At 72.4% G+C, this 22,122-nt stretch carries 23 protein-coding genes; 15 read left to right on the top strand and 8 right to left on the bottom strand.

The genetic code is table 11. The features are described from left to right. Positions 1–17: 17 nt before the first annotated feature. Positions 18–725 (bottom strand): DUF4386 domain-containing protein, encoded by a 708-nt coding sequence (locus U870_RS0119165; RefSeq protein ID WP_025158992.1) that lies wholly within the window; start codon positions 723–725, stop codon positions 18–20. Between the two features lie 83 nt (positions 726–808). On the opposite strand from U870_RS0119165, the gene U870_RS0119160 reads away from it, so the two are divergent. Both U870_RS0119160 and U870_RS22800 read left to right on the top strand, forming a co-directional pair. Then, complete coding sequence (locus U870_RS0119160) at positions 809–1,525, top strand: TetR/AcrR family transcriptional regulator (RefSeq protein ID WP_025158991.1); 717 nt, start codon at positions 809–811, stop codon at positions 1,523–1,525. Positions 1,526–1,609: 84 nt separating this feature from the next. Then, a complete protein-coding gene (locus U870_RS22800) occupies positions 1,610–2,254 on the top strand; it encodes a M15 family metallopeptidase (RefSeq protein WP_081815365.1) in 645 nt (214 codons plus the stop codon). A 15-nt stretch (positions 2,255–2,269) separates the two neighbouring features. On the opposite strand, the gene U870_RS0119150 is transcribed toward U870_RS22800, so the two are convergent. Continuing rightward, positions 2,270–2,890 (bottom strand): NAD(P)-dependent oxidoreductase, encoded by a 621-nt coding sequence (locus U870_RS0119150; protein ID WP_025158989.1) that lies wholly within the window; start codon positions 2,888–2,890, stop codon positions 2,270–2,272. Between the two features lie 59 nt (positions 2,891–2,949). Here U870_RS0119150 and U870_RS0119145 point away from each other — a divergent pair, with 59 nt between their 5' ends. The 4 genes from U870_RS0119145 to U870_RS0119130 all read left to right on the top strand — a co-directional run bounded on the left by U870_RS0119145 (position 2,950) and on the right by U870_RS0119130 (position 6,206). Continuing rightward, positions 2,950–3,426 carry a MarR family winged helix-turn-helix transcriptional regulator gene (locus U870_RS0119145; RefSeq protein ID WP_025158988.1) on the top strand — a complete coding sequence of 159 codons (477 nt, stop codon included), beginning with the start codon at positions 2,950–2,952 and terminating at the stop codon, positions 3,424–3,426. A 25-nt stretch (positions 3,427–3,451) separates the two neighbouring features. Then, on the top strand, positions 3,452–4,888 hold the full coding sequence (argG, locus tag U870_RS0119140) for an argininosuccinate synthase (RefSeq protein ID WP_025158987.1): 1,437 nt from the start codon (positions 3,452–3,454) through the stop codon (positions 4,886–4,888). A gap of 117 nt (positions 4,889–5,005) precedes the next feature. Further along, positions 5,006–5,752: an alpha/beta hydrolase gene (locus tag U870_RS0119135; protein WP_043710430.1), complete on the top strand. Its 747-nt coding sequence runs from the start codon at positions 5,006–5,008 to the stop codon at positions 5,750–5,752. Positions 5,753–5,756: 4 nt separating this feature from the next. Continuing rightward, positions 5,757–6,206 (top strand): MarR family winged helix-turn-helix transcriptional regulator, encoded by a 450-nt coding sequence (locus U870_RS0119130; protein WP_025158985.1) that lies wholly within the window; start codon positions 5,757–5,759, stop codon positions 6,204–6,206. Here U870_RS0119130 and U870_RS0119125 read toward each other — a convergent pair. After that, on the bottom strand, positions 6,169–7,146 hold the full coding sequence (locus tag U870_RS0119125; protein ID WP_025158984.1) for a diacylglycerol/lipid kinase family protein: 978 nt from the start codon (positions 7,144–7,146) through the stop codon (positions 6,169–6,171). The genes U870_RS0119130 and U870_RS0119125 overlap by 38 nt on opposite strands. Positions 7,147–7,406: 260 nt before the next feature. Next, on the bottom strand, positions 7,407–8,639 hold the full coding sequence (locus U870_RS0119115) for a serine/threonine-protein kinase (RefSeq protein ID WP_029947872.1): 1,233 nt from the start codon (positions 8,637–8,639) through the stop codon (positions 7,407–7,409). A 141-nt stretch (positions 8,640–8,780) separates the two neighbouring features. On the opposite strand from U870_RS0119115, the gene U870_RS0119110 reads away from it, so the two are divergent. From U870_RS0119110 to U870_RS0119100, 3 genes are read left to right on the top strand one after another with little or no spacing between them, the layout of a single operon-like run. Then, positions 8,781–9,317: a MarR family winged helix-turn-helix transcriptional regulator gene (locus U870_RS0119110; protein ID WP_025158982.1), complete on the top strand. Its 537-nt coding sequence runs from the start codon at positions 8,781–8,783 to the stop codon at positions 9,315–9,317. 49 nt (positions 9,318–9,366) lie between these two features. After that, complete coding sequence (locus U870_RS24690; protein ID WP_169730356.1) at positions 9,367–9,531, top strand: hypothetical protein; 165 nt, start codon at positions 9,367–9,369, stop codon at positions 9,529–9,531. A 13-nt stretch (positions 9,532–9,544) separates the two neighbouring features. After that, on the top strand, positions 9,545–9,799 hold the full coding sequence (locus U870_RS0119100; protein WP_025158981.1) for a DUF6458 family protein: 255 nt from the start codon (positions 9,545–9,547) through the stop codon (positions 9,797–9,799). Between the two features lie 85 nt (positions 9,800–9,884). Here the strand turns inward: U870_RS0119100 and U870_RS0119095 are convergent, their stop codons facing one another. From U870_RS0119095 to U870_RS0119085, 3 genes are all read right to left on the bottom strand, one after another. Next, a complete protein-coding gene (locus tag U870_RS0119095; RefSeq protein ID WP_025158980.1) occupies positions 9,885–11,261 on the bottom strand; it encodes a pyridoxal phosphate-dependent decarboxylase family protein in 1,377 nt (458 codons plus the stop codon). 141 nt (positions 11,262–11,402) lie between these two features. Further along, on the bottom strand, positions 11,403–12,773 hold the full coding sequence (locus U870_RS0119090; protein ID WP_025158979.1) for an MFS transporter: 1,371 nt from the start codon (positions 12,771–12,773) through the stop codon (positions 11,403–11,405). Between the two features lie 153 nt (positions 12,774–12,926). Next, positions 12,927–13,478: an XRE family transcriptional regulator gene (locus U870_RS0119085; RefSeq protein ID WP_029947869.1), complete on the bottom strand. Its 552-nt coding sequence runs from the start codon at positions 13,476–13,478 to the stop codon at positions 12,927–12,929. 31 nt (positions 13,479–13,509) lie between these two features. Between U870_RS0119085 and U870_RS0119080 the strand changes: the two genes are divergently transcribed. The 4 genes from U870_RS0119080 (at position 13,510) to U870_RS0119065 (ending at position 17,661) form a co-directional block, all read left to right on the top strand. After that, entirely contained in the window at positions 13,510–14,511 is a 1,002-nt protein-coding gene (locus U870_RS0119080; protein WP_025158977.1) for a DMT family transporter, read from the top strand. A gap of 45 nt (positions 14,512–14,556) precedes the next feature. After that, positions 14,557–15,504: a GlxA family transcriptional regulator gene (locus U870_RS0119075; RefSeq protein ID WP_025158976.1), complete on the top strand. Its 948-nt coding sequence runs from the start codon at positions 14,557–14,559 to the stop codon at positions 15,502–15,504. Positions 15,505–15,665: 161 nt separating this feature from the next. Further along, the gene (gene gap, locus U870_RS0119070; protein WP_025158975.1) at positions 15,666–16,664 is read left to right on the top strand and encodes a type I glyceraldehyde-3-phosphate dehydrogenase; all 999 of its coding nucleotides are present in this window, start codon (positions 15,666–15,668) and stop codon (positions 16,662–16,664) included. 97 nt (positions 16,665–16,761) lie between these two features. Then, the gene (locus tag U870_RS0119065; RefSeq protein WP_345817886.1) at positions 16,762–17,661 is read left to right on the top strand and encodes an aminoglycoside phosphotransferase family protein; all 900 of its coding nucleotides are present in this window, start codon (positions 16,762–16,764) and stop codon (positions 17,659–17,661) included. 87 nt (positions 17,662–17,748) lie between these two features. On the opposite strand, the gene U870_RS0119060 is transcribed toward U870_RS0119065, so the two are convergent. After that, positions 17,749–19,905, bottom strand: a complete 2,157-nt coding sequence (locus tag U870_RS0119060; RefSeq protein WP_025158973.1) for a DEAD/DEAH box helicase — start codon at positions 19,903–19,905, stop codon at positions 17,749–17,751. 263 nt (positions 19,906–20,168) lie between these two features. Here U870_RS0119060 and U870_RS0119055 point away from each other — a divergent pair, with 263 nt between their 5' ends. Further along, positions 20,169–21,632: a phytoene desaturase family protein gene (locus tag U870_RS0119055; RefSeq protein ID WP_025158972.1), complete on the top strand. Its 1,464-nt coding sequence runs from the start codon at positions 20,169–20,171 to the stop codon at positions 21,630–21,632. A 4-nt stretch (positions 21,633–21,636) separates the two neighbouring features. After that, the gene (locus tag U870_RS0119050) at positions 21,637–22,071 is read left to right on the top strand and encodes an SRPBCC family protein (RefSeq protein ID WP_025158971.1); all 435 of its coding nucleotides are present in this window, start codon (positions 21,637–21,639) and stop codon (positions 22,069–22,071) included. Positions 22,072–22,122 lie beyond the last annotated feature (51 nt).

Here is a 22,122-nt window from a genome sequence, read left to right as displayed (position 1 = left end):
ACATTCGGTCCGAATCGTCACGGCAGCGGCGCGACCAGAGCGGCGGGTGCAGGCGACGCCGTGCGCTCACGCATCCCGACCAACAGCAGGTAGCCGGCGAGCGACAACTCCCACGCGAACATCGGTGCCGCCGCCACGCCGCCCGCCGTCGACACCTGGGGGAAGACGCCGTAGAGGATCGCGACGGCGGACGCCAGCAGCGAGCAACAGCCGACGAGTCCGAGGACGGGGATCCAGCGCGGGACCAGCCGAGACCGGAGCAGCAGGGTCGCGAGCAGCGCGGTGCTGACCGTCAGGACGAGGTTCGGGCCGAGCCAGAAGGTGGCGTCGTGGAGGCCGACCAGTGCCGTGTAGACCGAGGCGGCCTCGCCATCCGCCCGCACCGCGTCGAGGGCCAGCACACTGGCCGCACCGGTCAGGATGATCGCGCCCTCGAGCACCCGGAGCCCGACGTGCCCCAGCGCGAACGCCGGCCCCCATCGCCTCACCACCGGGTAGAGCCCGACGGCGGTGCCGACGACCGCGATCGCGAGGGCCGCTTCGAGCAGCACGCCGGTGCGAGCCGCGCCGCGCGCCGCCTCGCTGGAATCACCGCCGAGGAGCGGAGCGTAGAGGACGGTCGCCACCAGCGAGGTGACGTGCGTCACCAGATAGAGCGCACCGACCGCGAGCGAGGTGCGTCGGAGCGGAAGACGGCGGGACGAGTCGCGTCGGGGCGAGGACATGTGATCTCTCCTTCTCAAAAGGTGTACACCGTACACCATCGCAGATTAGGTGTACGCCGTACGCTTGTCAACGGGAGGTCCGCATGACGACGACACAAGGCTCCGGCGAACGCCGCACCCGCCTGAACCGGGACGCAGTGCTCCAGCGCGCGGTCGATCTCGCCGACGCCGCGTCGCTCGATGCGGTGAGCATGCGCCGCCTGGCGGGCGAGCTCGACGTGGTGCCGATGGCGCTCTACAAGCACGTGACCGGAAAGGACGACCTCGCCGCCGGCATGCTCGATGTGGTCGTCCGCGAGATCGCACCGATCGCTTCGCCGCCCGCCGGATCCGGCGATCCCGCGAACTGGCGGCGCATCCTGCGTGCGCGCATCCTCTCCGCGCGGGCGTCGCTGCTACGACACCCCTGGGCGCTGGACGTCATCGAGTCGAGCACGGCGCCGACTCCGGCGGTGCTCGATTACATCGAGGGGACGATCGGGGTGTTCCTCCACGGCGGATTCTCCGCCGGCCTCACCCACCAACTCATGCACACGCTCGGCTCGCGGATGTGGGGGTTCACCCACGAACTCTTCCCCGCCCCGCCGCCCGCCTCGGCGGAGGAGGCCGCCGCAATGGCCGCGCGGCTCGCCGAACACTATCCCGGCGTGCTCCGCATCGCGGCCGCCGCGCAGCACGGACGAGAGACCATCCTCGGCCCCGGATGCGATGACCAGTACGAGTTCGAGTTCGCCCTCGACCTGCTGCTCGACGGATTCGCGACGCGGCGCGATGCGGAGGCGGGCATCGCCGCACCGTGAGGACCGAGGGGATCCCTCTCTCGACGGATCGGGATGCACCTGGCGGCGGACGACCGGCCGCTCCCCCGGTGCGACGGTGGAGTCATGCCCTTCCCTCGTCGCCGCCTGCCCGGCACCACCCCGTCGCTCTCCGCCACCCCGTCCCTCTCCGCCGCCCTGAGCCTGTCCGCCGTCCTGGGCCTGTCCGTCACCCTGGCGCTGGCGGGATGCGCCCCCTCCGACGCTCCCGCCGTCGCTCCCGCCGGCGCCCCCGCCGCTGACGGCACCGCGGGTGCGGCCCAGCGGGGAGCGCTGGGCGACGACGACGGCTACATCCCCGAGGGTTCGTCCCTGCCGCTGGACAGCGGCAAGCCGGCCGTGCAGCGACTCGACCCGGCGCTCCTCGACGCGCTCCGCTCGGCGCAGGCCGTCGCGACCGAGCGCGGGACACCGATCACCATCGCCGACGGATGGCGCTCGGAACGCTACCAGGAGACGCTCTTCGCGAAGGCCGTGCAGCAGTACGGGAGCGAGGAGGAGGCCGAGCGCTGGGTGAAGCGCGGCGCCGACTCCGCCCACGTCCGCGGCGACGCGGTCGACATCGCGACGGCGGACGCGATGGACTTCCTCAATCGCTTCGGTGCCGAGTGGGGGCTGTGCCAGACCTTCGCGAACGAGATGTGGCACTTCGAGCGGTCGACCGAACCGGGCGGCACCTGCCCGATGCCCGCGGCGGACGGGCGGGGATAGCGCGGAGCCCGCGGCTCACCCGGCGATGCCGACCGCCTGCCTGACCGTCTCCGGACGGTCGAGGCAGGCCAGCATCCCGGCCGCCAGATCGGCGCGGGACACGGTGAATCCGCGCGGCACGCTCCCGCCGATCCGGGTGCGGGCGCGCCCGGTCGCGGGACCGTTCGTGAGCATCGGCGGCCGCAGGGCGGTCCACTCGGCGGGCGAGGCGCGCAAGGCGTCCTCCATATCCCGCAGGTCGTCGTAGACGGGGCGCAGGATGCGGCCGATCAGGGGCAGGGCGATGCGTCGGCTGACGAAACCGTCGTCCGGCGGAGGCGGTTCGACCGGTGCGGCGCTGATGACGACGATGCGCCGGGGCTCCGCGGCGAGGATCAGGCGCGTGGCGGGCGCGGCCACCGGCGCTTCCGCGCGTGAACGTGGACCGATCGCCGACAGCACGGCGTCGCCGCCGGACATCGTCGTGCGCAGAGCATCGGTGTCGGCGAAGTCCGGGACGACCCGCACGGTCGCCCGGGCATCCACCTGCTGGGACGGCCGGCGCAGCACGGCCGTGACGTCATCGCCGCGCTCGAGGGCCTGCGATACGAGGAGGCGGCCGGTGCGCCCTCCGGCGCCGAAGATGGTCAGCTGCATATCGTCATAGTAAGTGATGATCACATCACCGTGCAATCACTGATTGGTACGATATCGGGATGCCCTCCGCCGACGTCCCCGCCCTCGAGACCCGAGCCAGCTTCCTGCTCTCGCAGCTCGGCCTGCAGAGCGCGCAGCGTTTCACGGCCGCACTCGCCCCGCTCGGCATCACCCCCAACCGGTTCGGCGTCCTCGTGCACCTCGCGCACCAAGAGGGCCGCACGCAGCAGGAGCTCGCGACCGCGCTCGGCCTGCACCGCAATTCGATGGTGGGGATGATCGACGACCTGGAGGAGCGCGGCCTCGTCGAACGCCGCCGCCACCCGGAGGACCGCCGCGCCTACGCCATCCACCTCACGCCGGCCGCCCGCGACGTGCTCTCCGCGGGCGACGGGCTGGCCGACGAGCTGGAGCGCACGATGCTCGCACCGCTCGACGAGGCCGAGCGCGCCGCCCTGATCGCGACGCTCACCACCCTGGTCGCGGCGGCCGGCTACCGCGCCGGAGTCCACCCCGGCCTCGGCTCGGCGCACTGAGCGCACCCCCACTAAACTGGAGCGCGTGTCCAAAGTCTTGAGCAGTCTCCCGGTCGGTGAACGAGTCGGCATCGCGTTCTCGGGGGGTCTCGACACCTCCTGCGCGGTCGCCTGGATGCGCGAGAAGGGTGCGATCCCCTGCACCTACACCGCCGACATCGGGCAGTACGACGAGCCGAACATCGGCGAGGTCCCCGGTCGCGCGCACGAGTACGGCGCCGAGATCGCGCGCCTCGTGGACGCGAAGGCCTCCCTCGTGGAGGAGGGTCTGATCGCCCTGCAGTGCGGAGCGTTCCACATCCGCTCCGGCGGCAAGACGTACTTCAACACCACCCCCCTCGGGCGCGCGGTCACCGGCATCATGCTGGTGCGCGCGATGATGGAGGACGGCGTCGAGATCTGGGGCGACGGCTCCACCTACAAGGGAAACGACATCGAGCGGTTCTACCGCTACGGTCTCGTCGCCAACCCGCGTCTGCGCATCTACAAGCCGTGGCTCGACTCGGCGTTCGTGGAGGAGCTCGGCGGCCGCACGGAGATGAGCGAGTGGCTCGTCGCCCGCGGCTTCCCGTACCGCGACGCGACCGAGAAGGCGTACTCGACCGACGCGAACATCTGGGGAGCGACCCACGAGGCGAAGCGGCTCGAGGAACTCGACGCCGGTCTCGACATCGTCGACCCGATCATGGGCGTCGCCGCCTGGCGCGAAGACGTCGAGGTCGTGCCGGAGACGGTGTCCGTGCGCTTCGAGGCGGGCCGTCCGGTCGCCCTCAACGGCGTCGAGTTCCCGGATGCCGTCGCGCTCGTCCTCGAGGCGAACACGATCGGCGGCCGTCACGGCCTCGGCGCGTCCGACCAGATCGAGAACCGCATCATCGAGGCCAAGAGCCGCGGCATCTACGAGGCGCCGGGCATGGCCCTGCTGCACATCGCCTACGAGCGCCTCCTCAACGCCATCCACAACGAGGACACGGTCGCCAACTACCACAACGAGGGCCGCCGCCTCGGCCGCCTGATGTACGAGGGCCGCTGGCTCGACCCGCAGTCGCTCATGCTGCGCGAGTCGCTGCAGCGCTGGGTCGGCTCCGCGATCACCGGCGAGGTCACCCTCCGCCTGCGCCGCGGCGACGACTACACGATCCTCGACACGACGGGCCCCGCGCTCAGCTACCACCCGGACAAGCTGTCGATGGAGCGCGTCGGCAACGCCGCGTTCGGCCCGGCCGACCGCATCGGCCAGCTGACCATGCGCAACCTCGACATCGCCGACTCCCGCTCGCGCCTCGAGCAGTACGCAGCCTCCGGCCTCATCGGCGGCCCGACCGCCGAACTCGTCGGCACCCTGGAGGCCGGCAGCGCCCGCGCCATCCTGGAACTCGACGTCAACGAGACGGACGACGCCCTGTCCCGCGAGATCGACGCCAGCTCCGAAGGCGCCGCCTTCGACGCCGGCACCGACTAACCCCCGCTCCTCCCCTCTCCCTTCCGCGAGACGTGAGTCGTTGCGGGTGCGGAACACCCGACACCCGCAACGACTCACGTCTCGCGCGCAATGACGGCCCGGATAGTCAGCCGGCTGATGAGTTGGCGTAGGGTGGAGGGCATGGGTAGGCGGATCGGGATCGTCGCGGGATGGGTCGCGGGCGTGCTCGTGCTGGTGGTCGTCGGGTTCCTGGGCTGGGCGAACACGCCCATGATGGGTGAGCGGCCGGCCGCGATCGAGGCGTGGACGGATTCCGCCGTGCAGATCCGGGATGCCGGGGACGCCGTCGTGATGGCGCCGACCGGACACACCTCCGGCGAGGGACTGGTCTTCATCCCCGGAGCGCGCGTCGACCCGTACGCCTATCTCTACAAGCTTTCGGGGGCCGTGGCGGAGACGGGGCTGACCGTGGTCATCACCAAACCCACCCTCAACCTGGCCTTCTTCGACACCCGCCCCCTCAGCACCTTCACGAGCCTCGCTCCGGACGTCGACGAGTGGGCGGTCGGCGGCCACTCCCTCGGCGGCGTGCGCGCCTGCCAGCTCGCGGACGACCCTGTGGTCAAGCGCCTCATCCTGTTCGGCAGCTACTGCGCGAACGACCTGTCGCAGTCCGGTCTCGCCGTGCTGTCCATCGGCGGCGAGCACGACGGGTTGAGCACCCCCGCGAAGATCGAGGGCGCCGCGCACCTGCTGCCGTCGGACGCCACGTTCGTGGAGGTGCCGGGCATGACGCACGCGCAGTTCGGCGACTACGGCCTGCAGCCCGGCGACGGCACGGCCACGATCAGCGACGACCAGGCGCGCGACGCGATCACCGCCGCGCTCGTCTCTGTACTCTGAGGCGATGGACCAGCGCGCCGAGGAGGATCAGCACCGGCCGGAGAACTGGCCGCTCGGCCGGCTGCTCGGCGCGGCCTCCCGTGCGGTCGAACGCGCCTGGGCCGACGCCCTCGACGCCCGTGGCCTCACTCACGCCGGGCTGATCGTGCTGCACCTGCTGGAACTCGGCGTCGCCTCGCAGGCCGACCTCGCCCGCATCGCCCAGGTGGAGGCGCAGACGATGTCCCGCACGGTCGACCGCCTCGAGCGCGAAGGCCTCCTCACCCGGGAGCCCGACGCGTCGGACCGCCGACGCCACGTGCTCGCGATCACCCCCACCGGCCGCACGGCGTTCGAGGCCGTGCGCGGGCTGGAGGATGAGGTCTTCCCGGAGGTCGCCGACCCGGCGGGGCTGCGCGCCGCCCTCGTCCAGATCGTCAGCGCGTGTCCGCGTCCGGGGCCGCCGGCACCTTGACGACCAGGCTCAGCGGGTCGACGCGGGTGCGCATGGCGAGCACCTCTCCGAACAGGTCGCCGTCGAGGTCGACCGGCTGCGGCTCGGTGAGCCGCAGGACGAGCTCCCGTCCCTTGAAGTAGTTCATCGCGTGGATCTCGTGGCCGGAGCCCATGAGTCGGCGGCCGGCGCCGGTGCGGCGGAGGATGCCGTTCTCCCAGAAGACCTTCGCGACGATCTGCACCCAGCCGAAGAAGCCCTCCGGGCGCAGCACCACGATGTCGAACTCCCCGTCGTCGACGGCGGCATCCGGCAGCAGGAGGATATTGGCGGGCAGGGATCCGCAGTTGCCCACGATGACGGTGTGCGCGCGCATCGAGTGCACCTTGCCGCCGTCGAGCCGGTAGCGCAGGTGCAGTTCGTTCTTGTCGCGCAGCACGGTCCCGATCGCCTTGACGTACGCCAGCCAGCCCGCCTTCGCCTTGAGGTCGTCGTCGGTGGCGGCGATCATCTGCGCGTCGATCCCGAACCCGGCCATCACCAGGTAGGCGTGCTCGGTCGTCGCGCCCTGGGCGTCCCGCAGCTCCGCGACGCCGACGTCGATCGGGCGGTCGCCGCCGCCGAACGCGGTGTCGAGCGCGTTCTCCACGTCGTCGAGCGTGAGGCCGAGGTTGCGGGCCAGGAGGTTGCCGGTGCCCGACGGCAGGAGCCCGAGCGGCGTCCCGCTCCCGCGGAGCGCTTCGGCGACGGTGCGAACCGTCCCGTCGCCGCCCGCGGCGATCACCACGTCGACGCCGCGCTTCAGCGCCTCACGCGCCTGACCGGCGCCCGGGTCGTCCTCCGTCGTCTCCAGCCACAGGGTCGGTTCCCACCCCCAGCGCTCCTCGGCGGCGGACAGGGCGGCCCGGAGGGCGGGTTCGTCGACCTTCACGGGGTTGACGACGATCGCGGCGATGCTCAATTCGGGTCCTCTCGTCCCCTCGACCGTACCGGTCCCTCGTGACGAACGGGTCGATCAGCGGTCGGCGACATCCCGCAACACGGCCTCGACCAGCACGACGAGGCCGACGGCCACGACGGCCCAGGCGAGGAGAGTGAGAACCAGCACCCTCTCTTCCTACCCGAGGAGGGTCGGCCGCGGGCGGAAAGGCGGCAACTCGTAACACGGGGGCGGCAAACGTCACACGCCCGAAACCCGGGAGGGGTGCAGCGGCGGGCGGGTCAGCCCTTCCCCTTGCCCTTGTTCCCGTTCCCGTTCCCGTTGTTCCCGTTCCCGTTGCCGTTGTTGCCGTTGCCGTTGTTCCCCTTGCCGTTGTTCCCCTCGCCTCCGGGTCCCTGGGGGTCCTGCGTCGGCGCAGGAGTCGGGACGACGGCGGGCGCGACCGTCTGCGGCGGGGCCTGGACGCTCGGTGTGGGCCGCGGAGTCGGCCCGGTGTCGGCGGGCCCGCCGAGCGGATTCAGGAGGGCCGCCAGCGCGATGACCCCCGCCACGACGGCGACGGTGCCCACGGCGGCGAGCGCCACCACCAGGCGGCGCCGCCGCACGGTCGCGGGAAGCGCGCGCGTCGGAGCCGGGGGCTCCGGCTCGGCGACCGGCACGGTGGCGACCGCGGACTCCGTCGCCGCCGGCATCCACCCGTCGAGCTCGGGCGCCATCACCGCGGCCATCGTCGCGACCTCCGCGGCCGTCGGCCGTACGGCCGGGTCCGCGCTCGTCATCGCCAGCAGCAGCCCCCGCCAGCCGTCGGGGAGATCGGACGGGACCCGCGGATCGTGCGCGGCCCGCGCGGCGACGGCCTCCACCGCCGTCCCCGGATACTGCCGCACACCGGTGAGGCTCTCCAGCACCACGAGGCCGAGGGCGTAGACGTCGGCGGCCGGCCCCGGGTCGGCGCCGTGCAGCTGCTCGGGGCTGAGATAGCCCGCTGTGCCGATCACGGTCCCCGCCGTGGTCAGCCGTTCGGACCCGAGCAGGTGGGCGATCCCGAAGTCGGCCAGCTTCGCGATCGGTGCGCGGCCGGGGATGCTCGAGGAGGCCAGCAGGATGTTGGCGGGCTTGAGGTCGCGGTGCACCATCCCGGCGCTGTGCACGACGGCCAGCGCCTCGGCGATGTCAGACGCCACCGCCGCGGCCAGCTCGACGGGCAGCGGGCCGTCGTCGAGCCGCGATCGGAGGTCGTCCCCGTCGACGAGCTCCATCACCAGGAAGCTCGGGGTCTCGTCGCCGTCTCCCGCGAGGTGGGCGTCGAAGAGGGCGACGAGATGCGGATGCGAGAGCCGGGCCAGCGCAGTCGCCTCCCCACGCCGCCGCGCATCGTCGGCGGCCGTCCCCGGCGGGAAGAGCTTGATGGCGACGAACCGGCCGAGCTGCCGGTCGTAGGCGCGGTGCACCGTCGCCATGCCGCCGCGACCGAGGCGGTCGCGCAGCTCGTACCGGTCGAGTAGCAGATCCACCGTGCGAGCATACGCGCACGATCGGGAGGCGCGGAGCGCGGCGCCCAGGAGCAGGGCCCGGCGCATTCTCCACCGTGAATACGCTCAGAATCGCGGAGCGGGGCCTTGCATGAGCCGTCGTCCCGGGCCTGGCTGGGAGGCGTGGGAGATCGCGAGGATCAGGCGGCAGGCATCGGGGGCGACGTGCCCCGGCCCGACACCGGCGTGCTCGAGGCCCTCCAGGTCTACCGCGCCGCCGAGGCGGCGATGCGCCGTCGGACCGGTGCGGCGATGGGCATGGGCGACAACGATCTCCTGGCGCTGCGCCTCATCCTCGACAACACGGCGGCGGGACGGCACACGGCCGCCAAGGATCTCAGTCGGTACCTCGGCATCTCCAGCGCCTCCACCACCGCGCTCATCGACCGGCTGGAGGGCGGCGGCTTCGTCGAGAGGCGCCGCAGCGCGACCGACGGCCGGTCGATCACGCTCCTGCCCACCCGCGCCGCGCTCGGGGAGACCGGACCCCTGCTCGCCGCCGCGGACGCCCGGCTCGCCGCCGCCTCCGCGGAGCTCAGCCCCGACGAGGCGGAGACCGTGACCCGCTTCCTCACGCGCATGCGCGAGACCGTGGACCGGATCGCCTCCGATCGCGCGCGGGCTAGACCCCAAAGGGGGTCGAGTCAAGGGGATTGCTAGGCAACCGAAACAGTTGTTCGGTGGTCTGGTCAAGGAAAGGACACTCTCCATGAACATCCTGCTCATCATCATCGCGATCATCGCGATCGTCCTGCTGCTCACCGGAGGCTTCGTCCAGTCGCTGAACTTCCTGCTGTGGGTCGGCATCATCCTGCTCGTGCTGGCGGTGATCGTCTGGCTCGTGCGCATGCTGACCGGCAGCCGCCGGGTCTGATCGGAGGAACCGCATGAGTCTCGGCACAGGCATCGTCCTCGTCGTGATCGGCGCGATCCTGGCCTTCGCCCTCAACGTGCAGGTCGACTGGATCGATCTGCATCTCGTGGGGTACATCCTGATGATCGCCGGCGCCGTCGGCATCATCCTGGGGATCGTGCTCATATCGCGCCGCCGCCGCAGCGTGGCGACCACCCGTACGGCCGTGGATCCCGCGACCGGAGAGCGGGTGACCCGCCGCACCGGCGAGTCGGACGACGTGCTCTGACGGCACTCCGTACGACCGAAGCCCCGCACCGTCCTGGTGCGGGGCTTCGTCGCGTCCCGGGCGGCGTCTCACCGCGGGCGGCGCGTCACATCGTGTCGAGGATCGCCACGAGGTCGTCGAAGGTGGTGAGCGGGTTCAGGATGGCGAAGCGGGTGTTCGGCCGACCGGCGTGGGAGCTCGGCGTCACGAACGCGCGCTGCTCCTCCAACAGACGAGCCGACCAGAGGGCGTAGTCCTCGCGGCTCCAGCCGTCGCGTTCGAAGACCACCACCGAGAGCTGCGGCCGGCGCACCAGGCGGAACCCGTCGCGGCCCTCGATCTCGGCCGCGATGCGCTCGGCCAGTCGCAGGGAGGCCGTGACCGCGTCCCGGTAGGCGGCAGCGCCGTGGCTCGCCAGGGAGAACCAGAACGGCAGCCCGCGCGCACGGCGCGTGAGGTGCACGGCGTAGTCGGACGGGCTCCACTCGGCCGCGTCGGTCAGCGTGTCCAGGTATTCGGCGTGCTGCGTGTGAGCGCGCCGCCCCGCCTCGGGGTCGCGGTAGATCAAGGCGCAGGCGTCGAAGGGCGCGAACAGCCACTTGTGCGGATCCACGATGACCGAGTCGGCGCGCTCGACGCCGGCGAAGCGCGGCCGCGCGAGCGGCGACAGCATCCCCGCCAGACCGTAGGCACCGTCGACGTGGAGCCAGAACGGGAACTCGTCCTTCAGCGCAGCGATGGACGCGATGTCATCGACGATGCCGAAGTTGGTAGAACCGCCGGTGGCGACGACTGCGAACACCGCCTCGCCGTACTGCTCGAGCGCGGGCCGCACGGCGTCGCCGGTGAGGACGCCGGACTCACCGGGAGAGACGGGCACGACCTCCACGTCCATCACCCGGGCCGCGGAGGCGACCGAGGAGTGCGCCTCAGCACTGCAGACGATCACCCAGGGCCCGGAGGGGGTGCGCCCCTGCGCGCGGGCGTGATCGCGCGCGGCGACCAGCGCGGAGAGGTTGCCGAGCGTCCCGCCCTGAACGAAGACGCCGCCGGCACTCGCCGGCAGGCCGAACTCGGACGCGAGCCAGGCGAGCACCTGATTCTCCGCGTAGACCGCGCCGGATCCCTCCAGCCACGACCCGCCGTACACGGCGCTGGCCGAGACGACGAGGTCGAACGCCGTCGCCGCCTTGGTCGGTGCGGTCGGGATGAAGGAGAGGTACTGCGGGTGATCGGTCGTGATGCAGGCCGGCGCGAGCACGTGCTCGAAGACGGCGAGGGCGCGCTCGGCACCCATCCCGCCTTCCGAGACGGTCTGACCGGCGAGGCGGCGCAGCTCGTGCTCGGGCAGCGGCTTGTCGAGCGGGGTGTCGGTGCTCAGGATGCGACGGCGCGAGTAGTCGAGCACCAGGTCGACGAGCTCGCGCGTCTCGGGAGTGACGGCGTGCATCCGGTCGGCGGACTGCGGGGACTGGGTGTTCATGGGGACCTCCGCGGTCCATGCTTTCACACGGAATGAGCAGGCGTGCGGCGCCAAGTGCACGATTCTTGCGCACTTTCCGCCGCAGGCGCAGCATTCGAACGAGATCTCGCAGGACGGTGGCCGAACAGCGCCGCGATCGGCTCAGCCGGCGACGGTCTGACCGACGCCCTCCTCCTCGGCACTCCCGGCCCCCGTGACGCGCACGGGCGTCCCGTCGGTCGGCCCGAGGGGGTCCTGTCGATCGCGGAGGAAGAGGGACGCGACGAACGCGGCGGCGAGCACCCCCGCGATCACCGCGAAGACGACGCCGATCGTCGAGCCGTCCGCGATCGCTCCGAGAACCGGCGCGAGGAAGCCGCCCACGGTCGTCGAGAGCCCGAGCGTCACACCGCTCGCCGTGCCGATGTGACGCGGCAGGTACGCGTGCGACAGGGTCACGTGCAGGGCGAACGGCACGAACACGGCCACCCCGAGAAGGGCGGTCGCCCCGATCGCGACGACCGGATCCGGCGCGAACACGATCGCGAGCGCGGCGACCGTCGCGACCGCGTAGCCGAGCGGGATGACCAGCCGCCGGCCGAACCGATCGGCGAGCACACCGCCGAGGAGTGTCCCGACCGCACCGGCCGCGGGGAAGACGGCCAGGGCCACCGCCCCCACGCCGGCACCGGCTCCGAACCGGTCGGCGACATCGAGCGCGATGAAGGAGGTCGTGCCGATGTAGGCGACGGACCAGAGTGCGACGACCACGAGCAGCCAGGAGAACCGGCCCCACGCGTCCGTCGCTCCCGCGGAGGCGGCGTAAGCGGCGGAGGCGGAGCCCGCGTCGGAAGCGGCACCCGTGTCGGAGGCGGCACCCGTGTCGGAGGCGGCACCCGTGTCGGAGTCGGTCGGGCCCGCGGCGATCGCGCTCGCGTCCTGCGGGGCCGCGGTCGCCGCCGAACGCGCCACGTTCCTGCGGACCGCGAGGTAGACGACGATGACCGCCGCCGTCGGCACGAGGAGCAGCGGGGTCGAGGCCAGCCCGATCGTGCCCGCGGTCAGTCCGACCAGCAGGGGGGACAGCGCGACCCCGACATTGCCCCCGACCGAGAAGACGCTCATCGAGCGGTTCGTGCCTCCTCCGGTTGCGCGGGCCTCGACCGTCGCGGGCGGATGGTAGGCGGCGACGCCGACGCCGGAGAGCGCCACGACGACCCAGGTGAGCCAGTAGGAGCCCGACGTGAGACCCGCCGCGGCGACGCAGAGCGCGGCGAATGCGAGGCCGGCCGGCACCATCCAGCGCAGATCCATCCGATCGCTCAGCCAGCCGAAGACGGGCTGCGTGATGCTGGACAGCGCGGTGGACGCCAGCACGATCCCCGCGGCGGCCGCGTAGTCGTAGTGCTGCTGGGCGACGAGGGCGGGCAGCATCGCCGCGATGGCTCCGGTCTGGAAGTCGTTCATGGTGTGCGTCGAGACCAGCGACCAGAAGCGGGCACGGCGACGAGGGGCGGGGGTCGGGCTGGGCACGGGCATCCTCCACGGGTCGAACGGGCAGGATGCGACTGTATTGCGATGGCGACTCCTCAGACAAGCTGAGTAGTGTGCGCGCGACACAGGATGGCGGATCCGCGTTATCGCCCGCCGGTCACGACGCGGGGTCTCCGCGACCCTCCGCGCCGGTCAGGAGACGACGAGCCGCACGAAGCGCGCCGTCTCGTCTCCCACGGCCGCGTAGGAGTAGCGCTGGGCGCTCGAGTAGATCGCCTGCTCGCCGACGCGGAGCTCGGAGGTGCCATCCTCGCGGTCGATGCGCACGCGTCCGGCCGTGACGAAGACGATCTCGTGCCAGCCTGCCGGGTCGGGTTCGGCGTCGTACCGGTCGCCGGCGGCGAGCGCCCACGTCCACAGCTGGGCGTCGACCCGGGCGGGCACGGCTCCGACGAGCGCGGCCACACTCTCCGTCGACGCCCCCCGCCAGGCCACGGCGTTCACCGCGGTCGGAAGCGCGGACGACTCGGCGACCAGGGTCACGAAGTCCGTCTCCAGCGCCTCGGCCACCCGGTCGAGCCCGGAGAGGCTGATGTTCGCCTCCCCCGCCTCCAGGTTGATGATGGTGCGGCGGCTGATCCCCGACCGCTCCGCCAGCGCGGCCTGACTGAGGCCGCGCTCCTGACGCAGGCGTCGGAGGTTCCCGGCGACGTGGGCGAGGACATCCGAGCCGTGCTCTGGCATGTGCACCATTCTGCACCATAGAATGTGCAGGATGCTGCACACTTCCGATCGCACCCGAGAACCCGCACGGCGGCGCTTCGCCGTCAGCCGGCAGGAGGGCGCGCTCCTCGCGATCACCGCGCTCTGGGGTTCGACGTTCCTCATCGTGCACCTGGCGATGGAGCACAGCGGGCCGTGGTTCTTCGTGGGCGTACGCTTCGCGGTCGCCGGCCTGCTCGGCCTGATCGTCTTCCACCGTTCGCTGCGCGGCATGCGCTGGCGCGACGTGGCGGCGGGCGCAGCCATCGGCGTCTCCATCGGTCTCGGCTACGGCCTGCAGACGATGGGGCTGCAGACCATCAGCAGCAGCACCTCCGCCTTCATCACGGCGCTGTACGTGCCGCTCGTCCCCCTGCTGCAGTGGCTGGTCTTCCGCCGGGCACCGCGTCCGCTCACGCTCGTCGGCGTCGCACTCGCCTTCGTCGGGCTGCTCCTCCTCGCCGGGCCGGAGGCCCTCACCATCGGGCTGGGTCGCGGCGAGATCGCCACCCTGGTGAGCACCCTCCCGATCGCGGCCGAGATCCTCCTCATCGGGCTGTTCGCGAAATCGGTCGACGTGGGCCGGGTGACGATCGTGCAGCTGCTGGTCGCGGGAGGCGTCGGGTTCCTGGCCATGCCGATCGCGGGAGAGGTCGCACCCGCGTTCTCGTGGGCCTGGCTGCTCCCGGGCGTCGGACTCGGCGTCGCGAGCTGCATCATCCAGCTCACGATGAACTGGGCCCAGCGTTCGGTCTCCCCCACTCGCGCCACGATCATCTACGCGGGGGAGCCGGTCTGGGCGGGCATCATCGGACGCATCGCGGGCGACCGGCTGCCGCCGATCGCGATCGCGGGCGCCGCACTCATCGTCGCCGGCGTGATCGTCAGCGAGCTGCGGCCGCCGAAGCGCGGCACCCGGGAGGCGCCGCCGCCGGATGACCGGGGTGCGGCGCCACCGCCCGTGAGCCCGGCCGCGTCGCGGGTACCGGAGGAGTCCGGTGAGCGGCTCGGCTAGACTCCGGCGCGCGGGCGTCTGCAGCGGCCCGCGGAAGGAGCCCCGATGACCAGCCGCGACCACCGCGTCGCCGTCCTCGTGCTCGAGGGGGCGAAACCGCTCGACGTCGGCATCCCGTCGCAGGTCTTCGCGCATCGCTCGAGCATGCCCTACGAGGTGCGGGTCTGCGGGGCCGAGCCCGGGCTCGTCACCGGCGGGGACGGGCTGTCGTACCACGTGGCCGAGGGTCTCGACGCCCTCGAGCGCGCCGACACCGTCTTCGTGCCCGGCTACCGGGAGCCGGCCGGCACCGAACCTCCCGCCGCCGTCGTCGCCGCACTGCGCGCCGCGCACGACCGCGGGGCCCGGCTGGCCGCGATCTCGACCGGCGCGTTCGCCCTCGCCGCCACCGGGCTGCTCGACGGGCGCCGCGCGACAACGCACTGGCACTACACCCGCGCCCTCGCCCAGCGGCATCCCCTGATCCGGGTGGACGAGAACGTGCTGTTCGTCGACGAGGGCGACGTCCTGACCTCAGCCGGCGCCGCGTCCGGGATCGACCTCTGCCTGCACCTCGTGCGGCGCGATCACGGCGTCTCCCTGTCCAACCACGTGGCGCGACGGCTCGTGGCAGCCCCGTACCGCAGCGGCGGACAGGCGCAGTACGTGCCGCGCAGCGTACCCGAACCGCTCGGCGACCTCTTCGCCGAGACCCGCGAATGGGCGCTCGGACGCCTGGGCGGCCCGCTCACCCTCGCAGAACTCGCCCGCAACGCCAACGTCTCGGAGCGCACCTTCTCGCGCCGTTTCGTGGAAGACACCGGCTACACCCCGATGCAGTGGGTGCTCCGGGCCCGGGTCGATCTGGCGCGCGAGCTCCTGGAGCGCTCGGATCTCGGCGTCGAGCAGATCGCCCACCGCGTGGGCCTGGGCACCGGGGCGAACCTGCGGCTGCACTTCCACCGCATCCTCGGCACCTCCCCGACGGAGTACCGTCACACGTTCTCCGCCTGACCCGCCCCGCTTCGCAGCCTGGCTGCGCGGTGTGGCGAGATTCTTGTGGCGTCTGGCCACGCCTCTGGCGGATTGCTTGCGGATGCTGTCTTGGGAGCCACTTTCGACGGCGGGAGCCGCGACCGACGATGGAAGGCGGACCGGGAATGAAAGGAACCACCATGACCCGCATCGCCGTCAACGGCTTCGGCCGCATCGGACGCAACACGCTCCGCGCCCTCCTCGAGCGCGACACCGACCTCGAGGTCGTCGCCGTCAACGACCTGACCGCACCGGACACGCTCGCCCAGCTCCTGCGCTTCGACAGCTCCCTCGGCCGTCTCGGCCGCCCCGTCGAGGTCGACGGCGACACCCTCGTCGTCGACGGCCGCCGCATCCGGGTGCTCGCCGAGCGCGACCCCGAGAACCTGCCCTGGGCCGAACTCGGCGTCGAGATCGTGCTGGAGGCCACCGGTCGCTTCACCTCCGCCGAGGCCGCCCGCGCCCACCTGCGCGCCGGCGCCAAGCGCGTGCTCGTGAGCGCCCCCTCGGACGGGGCCGACGTGACCCTCGCCTACGGCGTCAACACCGACGAGTACGACCCCGCGAACCACACCATCGTCTCCAACGCCTCCTGCACGACGAACGCGCTCGCGCCGCTGGCGAAGGTGCTGGACGATCTGGCCGGCATCGAGCACGGCTTCATGACGACCGTGCACGCGTACACGCAGGAGCAGAACCTGCAGGACGGCCCGCACCGCGACCCGCGCCGGGCCCGCGCCGCCGGCGTGAACATCGTCCCCACCACGACCGGCGCCGCGAAGGCGATCGGCCTCGTGCTGCCGGGCCTCGACGGCAAGCTGTCCGGTGACTCCATCCGCGTGCCGGTTCCGGTCGGCTCGATCGTCGAGCTCAACACGACCGTGGCACGCGAGGTCACCCGCGACGAGGTGCTCGCCGCCTACCGCGCCGCCGCCGAGGGTCCGCTCGCCGGCATCCTCGAGTACTCGGAGGACCCGCTCGTCTCCAGCGACATCACCGGCCAGCCGGCGTCGTCGATCTTCGACTCCGCGCTCACGCGCGTGGACGGCAAGCACGTGAAGGTCGTCGCCTGGTACGACAACGAGTGGGGCTTCTCCAACCGCGTCGTGGACACCCTCACCCTCCTCGCCGCTTCCTGAGCCGACTCCGCCCGCGAGACGTGAGTGGTTGCGGGTCCGGATACGCCTGGACCCACAACCACTCACGTCTCGGGGGCGTGTCTGTTAGCGTCGAGCGGTGATCCCCGGTTCGACCCCCGCCTCCGACATCTCCGCCGACGCCGACCTCGTCGCGCGGATGATCGCCGAGCAGCACCCTGACCTCGCCGGGCCGCTGCGGCTGGTCTCCGACGGCTGGGACAACCGCATCTTCCGGCTCGGCGACGCGTTCGCGGTCCGCGTGCCGCGACGGGAGGTCGCCGCTCACCTGATCGAGCACGAGCAGCAGGTGCTCAGCGGGATCGCCGCGCGGGTCGCGGTGCCCGTCCCTGCGCCGGTCCGGGTGGGGGTGCCGAGCGCGACCTTCCCCTGGCCGTGGAGCATCGTCCGCTGGTTGGACGGGGTCGACGGTGCCGCGGTCGACGGGTCCGCCCGCGCGCCGATCGCCGCCGCGCTGGCCGCCTTCGTGCGGGCGCTGCACCTCCCCGCACCGCACGACGCACCGGCCAATCCCGTCCGCGGCGTCGCCCTCGCGACGCGCGACGGTGCCGTCCGCGAGCGCCTCGCGCTGCTCTCGGCCCGCACCGACACGTCCGCGCTCACGGCGGCATGGGACGACGGCCTGGCCGCACCGGTCTGGGACGGGCCCGCCCTCTGGCTGCACGGCGACCTCCACCCGGGCAATCTCCTGCTGCGCACGGGAGCCGACGGAAGTGTCGAGGGACTCGCCGCCGTCATCGACTTCGGCGATGTGACCGCGGGAGACCCGGCGACCGACCTGGCGACGGCCTGGCTCACCTTCGACGGGCCGGCCCGCGACACGTTCCGCGCCGCACTCGGGTCATCGGTCGATGAGGCGACCTGGCGCCGTGCCCGTGGCTGGGCCGTGGCGATGGGATCCGCTCTGGCGGCCCATTCCGACGACAACGCCCGGATGGCCGCGCTGGGGAGGCACGCTCTCGCGCAGCTCGCCGGCTGAGGCGCCCCCTCGCACGGAGGACCCACCCGACGCGCAAGCCCCCGCCCGCTGTGCAGCGGACGGGGGCTTCGTGGTGCGAGCGGTCGCTTACGCCTCGGCGAGCGCGGCGGCCTGCGCGAGGTCGGTGAGCAGCTGGTCGCCCGGGATGGCCGGGACGAACTCGGCCTCGATCTCGGCGCGGTCCAGCAGCTCGTTCATGCGCCGCTGACGCTGGCGCGGGATGAGCGTGACGACCGTGCCCTGCTTGCCGGCGCGGCCGGTGCGGCCCGAACGGTGCAGGTAGGTCTTGTACTCGTCCGGGGCGTCGGCCTGGATGACCAGGTCGATGTCGTCGACGTGGATGCCGCGGGCGGCGACGTCGGTCGCGACCAGCACGTTCACGCGGCCGCTGGTGAGCTGCGCGAGGTTACGGGTGCGGCGGGACTGGTTGAGGTCGCCGTGCAGGCTGACCGCGGGGATGCCCGCGTCGTCCAGCTGGTCCGCGAGCATCTCGGCGAATGCACGGGTACGGGCGAAGATCAGGGTCTTGCCCTCGCGGTCGGCGAGCTGCTCGATGATGGCGGGCTTGTCACGGTGCTCGATGACGAGCACGCGGTGGTCGATGGTCGAGGACGCCTGGTCCTCGCCCGCGACCTCGTGCACGGCCGGCTCGACGAGGAACTCGTCGACGAGCTGGGCGACGCCCTTGTCCAGGGTGGCCGAGAAGAGCAGCTTCTGGCCGCCCTCCGACGTCTCGCGCAGGATGCGCTGCACCGGCTCGAGGAAGCCGAGGTCGCACATGTGGTCAGCCTCGTCCAGGACGGTGATGGCGACCTGGCTGAGGTCGAGACGCCCCTGCTCCACGAGGTCCTCGATGCGGCCCGGGGTGCCGATCACGATGTCGACGCCGCGCTGCAGCGCACCGACCTGGCGGCCCTGGGGCACGCCGCCGTAGATCTGCGTCGTGAAGAGGCCGACGCTGCGGGCGATCGGCTGCACCGTCCGGTCGATCTGGAGGGCCAGCTCGCGGGTCGGGGCGAGGATCAGCGCACGCGGGGCGCGGCCGATCTGACGCTTGCCGCCCGACTTGCCGGACTCGGCCCAGATCTGCATGAGCCGCTCGACCATGGGGGCACCGAAGGCGATGGTCTTGCCGGAGCCGGTGCGGCCTCGGCCGAGCACGTCCTTGCCGGAGAGCACGTCCGGGGCCGTGGCGGCCTGGATCGGGAACGGCTTCTCGGCGCCGAGCTCGGCCAGGGCGCGCACGACGTTGCCGCCGAAGCCCAGGTCGGCGAAGGTCACGCCGTCGACGTCCTCGGCCTGAATGGCCTCGGCCTCGAGCCGCTCGAGCACGACGTCGTCCTGCGGGGTGAACGCGGGCTTGTCGTCGCGCGACGGGTAGAAGGAGGAATCGCGGCGAGGACGCTCGGAGCGGTCGTCGACCGACCGGCGCGGACGCTCGGCACGGTCGGGACGGTCGCCGCGGTCGTCGAAGGAGCGACGCGGACGGTCGGAGACGTCGCGGCGCGGACGGTCGTCGTACTCACGACGGGGAGCGCGGTCGCCGCGGTCGTCGAACGACCGGCGCGGACGCTCATCGGCATCGCGACGCGGACGCTCGGGACGGCCGCCACGGTCGTCGAAGGAGCGACGCGGACGGTCGTCGTACTCGCGACGCGGAGCGCGGTCGCCACGGTCGTCGAACGACCGGCGCGGACGGTCGGTGGTGTCGCGACGCGGGGCCCTGTCGCCACGGTCGTCGAAGGTGCGACGCGGACGGTCGTCATCACGACGCGGACGGTCGCTGCGGTCGTCGAACCGGCGCGGACGGTCGTCGTACTCGCGACGCGGAGCGCGATCGCCACGGTCGTCGAACGAGCGACGCGGACGGTCGTCATCACGACGCGGACGGTCGGCCCGGTCGTCGAACCGGCGCGGACGGTCATCGCCGTCCCGACGCGGACGGTCGTCCCGACCGGCACGGCCGCGGTTGTCCCACTCGCGCTCGGTGCGGCGCGCATCCTTGCCTCGGGGCTCCCAGTTCGGCCGCTCGGTGCGGCCGCGGCCGGTGTCGCCGTCGCGGGTGCCGTAGACGGCACGCCCGCGCTCGGCGCTCGCTCCGCGCTTGGCGCGGTCGTCGGCGGTCCAGCGGGCCTTCTTACCCTCGGTCGACTCCTCGGGGCGGTAGCCGCGATGGCCGGGGCTGCGGCTGCCCGCTCCGGTCTTCTGCTGCGGTCGTCGGTCGTTCTTCTTGAAGGGGGGCATGCGTGATTCTTCCTGGGTTGTTTCAGGTGCGCGGCGGCGCGCAGAAACGCACCGGGGAATCCCCGACGAACATCGTCCGGGGCCGTTCACATCGTGATTGTCCGCACCACCGATCGGGTGCGGAACCGGCCCGCTTGACTTACAAACCCATCCGCGCGACATGCGCGGTGCCAAGAGCCGACCTCACAACGATACAGGATGGAGGCTGTGAAGGGGCTGCCGATCCCCCCGTCCGGCGACGCACCCCGGGGTATACAGGAGTCATGCCTTCCGCATCTCCGCTCGACGCCGTCGTGATCGGCTCCGGCCCCAACGGGCTCTCCGCCGCCGTGACGCTCGCCCGGGCCGGTCTGGCGGTGCGGGTCTACGAGCGCAACGCCACCGTCGGCGGCGGGATGCGCACCGAGGAGATCACCCTCCCCGGCTTCCGGCACGACCTCTGTTCCGCGGTGCATCCGCTGGCGTTCGCCTCCGGGTTCTTCCGCCGGTTCGGTCTGGCGGAGCGGGTGCGGTTCGTCACGCCGACCGCCTCGTACGCGCAACCGCTCGACGGCGGCCGTGCCGCGGTCGCCTACCGCGACATCGAACGGACCGCTGACGCGCTCGGCCCCGACGGCCCCGCCTGGCGCGCGCTGATCGGGCCGCTCGCCCGCCATGCCGACGAGGTCGCACAGTTCACCGGTTCGAACGTCGTCGGCCTCCCGCGCCATCCCCTCGTCGCCGCCCGGCTCGGCGCGACCGCTCTGCTGCAGGGCGGCCCCTGGTGGGATCTGCCCTTCCGCACCGAGGAGCCGGGGGCGCTGCTGACCGGCGCGTTCGCTCACACGACGCTGTCCCTCCCGAGCGTCGCCGGTGCAGCGGCCGGGCTGACGCTCGCCGCCTACGGCCACGCGCGCGGCTGGCCCGTGCCGCTCGGGGGATCGCAGAGCATCGCGAACGCCCTGGTCGCCGATCTGGAGGCCCACGGCGGCGAGGTCGTCACGGGAACCGAGGTCACCAGTCTGGGCGACCTCCCTGCGTCGCGCATCGTCGTGTTCGACACGCATGTGCGTGCTGCGGCACGCCTCGGCGAGGACCGCCTGGCCGCGGGCTACCTGCGCCGGATCTCGCGTTTCCGCGACGGCAACGGCGTGTGCAAGGTGGACTTCGCGCTCTCGGGTCCGGTGCCGTGGACGAACCCGGAGCTGAACGAGACCGCGACCGTGCACCTGGGCGGGACGCGGTCGGCCGTCGCCCGCTCCGAGCGCGAGGTGGCCGACGGCCGGGTGGGCGACGACCCGTACGTCCTGGTCTCGCAGCCCTCACTGTTCGACTCCTCACGTGCGCCCGCCGGTCGACACGTCCTCTGGGCGTACACCCACGTCCCCCGCGGTTCGGAGGCGGACCGGACCGAGGCGGTGATCCGGCAGATCGAGCGCTTCGCTCCCGGCTTCCGCGATCTGATCCTCGCGAGCACGTCTCGGACCGCCGTGCAGCTGGGCCAGTACAACCCCAACTACCGCGGCGGCGACATCTCCACCGGGCTGCCGGACTTCCGCCAGCTGATCGCCCGACCGGTCCTCGCCGTCGACCCGTGGCGGATGCCCGGGCGTGGACTGTATCTCGCCTCCGCCTCCGCCGCCCCCGGACCGGGCGTGCACGGCCTGGGCGGCTACTACGCCGCGCGGAGCGCGCTGCACCACGAATTCGGCGTGACCCGGATGCCGTCGCTCGCCCCCGAGGAATGACATCGTGTCCGTGACCGTCCGCCGGCTCGGCTGCACGCCCGCCCAGGTCTTCGCCGTGCTCGCCGACCCGTGGGTGTACCCGAGCTGGGTGGTGGGTGCCTCGCGGATGCGGGCGGCCGACGGGACCTATCCCGCCGTCGGCTCCCGGCTGCACCACTCCATCGGAGTCTGGCCGTTCGTCCTGAACGACGAGACGCGCGTGGACGTGTGGGAGCCGCCGCGGCGGATGGTCCTCCTGGCGAAGACACGCCCGTTCGGCGAAGAGCGGGTGGCGATCGACGTGCGACCGCAGGGCGACGGCTGCCTGGTGCGGATGGAGGAGTACGCCGTCGCGGGGCCGGCCCGGCTGATCCCGCGGCCCCTGGCCGACCTCGTGCTGCTCATCCGCAACCGGGAGTCGTTGCGCCGGCTCGAGTGGGCCGCGCACGGCCGCACGTGAGGCCGCATCCTGTGGATGACGCTCCCTCACCCGTCGAGACACGCCCTCGGC

Origin of the sequence: Leifsonia aquatica H1aii (genome assembly GCF_000633535.1) — a bacterium.
GTDB lineage: Bacteria > Actinomycetota > Actinomycetes > Actinomycetales > Microbacteriaceae > Leifsonia > Leifsonia aquatica_A.
The sequence above is the reverse complement of the archived record's forward strand: the minus strand, read 5'-3'. Positions and strand labels throughout refer to the sequence as shown.

Coding starts and splice junctions, on each gene's coding strand:
- U870_RS0119165 (WP_025158992.1), bottom strand. CDS start 725: ATGTCCTCGCCCCGACGCGACTCGTCCCGCCGTCTTCCGCTCCGACGC.
- U870_RS0119160 (WP_025158991.1), top strand. CDS start 809: ATGACGACGACACAAGGCTCCGGCGAACGCCGCACCCGCCTGAACCGG.
- U870_RS22800 (WP_081815365.1), top strand. CDS start 1,610: ATGCCCTTCCCTCGTCGCCGCCTGCCCGGCACCACCCCGTCGCTCTCC.
- U870_RS0119150 (WP_025158989.1), bottom strand. CDS start 2,890: ATGCAGCTGACCATCTTCGGCGCCGGAGGGCGCACCGGCCGCCTCCTC.
- U870_RS0119145 (WP_025158988.1), top strand. CDS start 2,950: ATGCCCTCCGCCGACGTCCCCGCCCTCGAGACCCGAGCCAGCTTCCTG.
- U870_RS0119135 (WP_043710430.1), top strand. CDS start 5,006: ATGAGTTGGCGTAGGGTGGAGGGCATGGGTAGGCGGATCGGGATCGTC.
- U870_RS0119130 (WP_025158985.1), top strand. CDS start 5,757: ATGGACCAGCGCGCCGAGGAGGATCAGCACCGGCCGGAGAACTGGCCG.
- U870_RS24690 (WP_169730356.1), top strand. CDS start 9,367: ATGAACATCCTGCTCATCATCATCGCGATCATCGCGATCGTCCTGCTG.
- U870_RS0119100 (WP_025158981.1), top strand. CDS start 9,545: ATGAGTCTCGGCACAGGCATCGTCCTCGTCGTGATCGGCGCGATCCTG.
- U870_RS0119095 (WP_025158980.1), bottom strand. CDS start 11,261: ATGAACACCCAGTCCCCGCAGTCCGCCGACCGGATGCACGCCGTCACT.
- U870_RS0119085 (WP_029947869.1), bottom strand. CDS start 13,478: ATGCCAGAGCACGGCTCGGATGTCCTCGCCCACGTCGCCGGGAACCTC.
- U870_RS0119080 (WP_025158977.1), top strand. CDS start 13,510: ATGCTGCACACTTCCGATCGCACCCGAGAACCCGCACGGCGGCGCTTC.
- U870_RS0119075 (WP_025158976.1), top strand. CDS start 14,557: ATGACCAGCCGCGACCACCGCGTCGCCGTCCTCGTGCTCGAGGGGGCG.
- gap (WP_025158975.1), top strand. CDS start 15,666: ATGACCCGCATCGCCGTCAACGGCTTCGGCCGCATCGGACGCAACACG.
- U870_RS0119060 (WP_025158973.1), bottom strand. CDS start 19,905: ATGCCCCCCTTCAAGAAGAACGACCGACGACCGCAGCAGAAGACCGGA.
- U870_RS0119055 (WP_025158972.1), top strand. CDS start 20,169: ATGCCTTCCGCATCTCCGCTCGACGCCGTCGTGATCGGCTCCGGCCCC.